General features: G+C 43.0%; 2 protein-coding genes. Both read right to left on the reverse strand.

Annotated features, from left to right (window positions below; genetic code table 11):
- Positions 1-330: alcohol dehydrogenase catalytic domain-containing protein (locus ACS8FC_RS14775; protein WP_439297326.1), on the reverse strand; the 330-nt coding region annotated here is incomplete at its 3' end.
- 177 nt (positions 331-507) lie between these two features.
- On the reverse strand, positions 508-1,091 hold a 584-nt coding region (locus ACS8FC_RS14780), incomplete at its 5' end, for an endonuclease/exonuclease/phosphatase family protein (protein WP_439297327.1).

Below are 1,091 nucleotides of genomic sequence, written 5' to 3' on the forward strand. Positions count from 1 at the left end.
GCGATCTCCAATAGCGAACGCATCGCTAGTACTACTAATCACTGTACCTGATACGTCAAATCCTAAAATGGCAGGCTGGTCGTTGTCGAATTTTTGTTTTTGGATATTTTCTGCGCCCCAGCCTTTGCCTTGGCGGGTCTTATAATCGACAGGGTTGATACCGGCGTAGGCAACTTTGACCAATACCTGATCGTCCTGTAATTCAGGGATATCGACACCATCCTGATATATCATTACTTCTGGTTCGCCGAATTCACGTATTAGTGCAGCGTGCTGGGTATTGGGGCGTTGAGGTTGCTGATTGTTGTCATTAGTAGATGGCGTTGCCATTGCAGAATATCCTTATATTTTGTTTATTAGGGCATGGTTACTATTTATCTTACGTTAGATGACTATTTCATAAGGGGCGATTTTAGTCGATAGTATTTTTGCTAAAATTTTTTTTAGTCTCGATATATTATCAAGGCAGTGCATCCGAGCAAATCATCACAAAGTATTAAGAAAGTATTAAGGCAGCATCAGTTCTGCACTAATCGGCAAATGATCTGACAGTGATGACCACGGCTTCCCACTATGTACCCATGCGTCTTTGACGACTAAATTGCGCAGATAGATACGATCTAAACTGAGCACTGGCAGTTTTGCTGGAAACGTCGGTAGCAATTTGCCATGACAGTGTTTAAATGCTTCTACCATACCAAGCTCGGTAGCCAGTTTGTCGCAAGACATTTTTTTCCAATCGTTAAAATCGCCTGCCAAGATGAGCGGTTGATCAGGTACAATCTCATTTTTCACATAATCGCTGATGGCCTGATATTGCTTGATACGATCGCGCTCAAATAAATTCAGATGCGCACATAGCACCACGACAGGACGATCCCAACCGATAGGCTGCACTTCACAGTGCAAGACACCGCGCTGCTCAAGCCTATTGACGGTAATATTGACATTGTGTTTTGGGTCTAACGGGAATCGGCTTAATACGGCATTGCCGTGATGACCATTCTCATATTCTGAATTTTTGCCATAGCTATTTTCTAGATCTAAAAACTCGCCAAACCACTCATGCTGTGATTGATCAGGGTACTCAT

This window comes from Psychrobacter sp. 1Y4 (genome assembly GCF_051847555.1).